This window comes from Streptomyces sp. URMC 126 (assembly GCF_051386555.1).
GTDB lineage: Bacteria > Actinomycetota > Actinomycetes > Streptomycetales > Streptomycetaceae > Streptomyces.
Genome location: NZ_JBPQTX010001303.1, coordinates 1 through 239 on the forward strand (window position 1 = coordinate 1; position 239 = coordinate 239).

Annotated in this window: 1 pseudogene; it reads left to right on the forward strand. The window is 73.2% G+C overall.

The window, feature by feature from the left end:
• Positions 1-239: pseudogene (locus tag ACSNOK_RS36045) on the forward strand (phosphoketolase); the annotation flags it as partial.

A 239-nucleotide genomic window follows, 5' to 3' on the forward strand; every position in this document is an offset into this window, starting at 1 on the left:
TCCCAGGACGAGGCCGGCATGCGGCGGCTGTTCACCCAGTTCTCCTTCCCCGGTGGCATCCCCAGCCACGTCGCGCCGGAGACGCCCGGGTCCATCCACGAGTGCGGCGAGCTCGGCTACGCCCTCGCGCACGCCTACGGCGCGGCGTTCGACAACCCCGACCTCGTCGTGGCGGCGGTGATCGGCGACGGCGAGGCCGAGACCGGCCCCCTGGCGGCCAGCTGGCACGCGAACAAGTT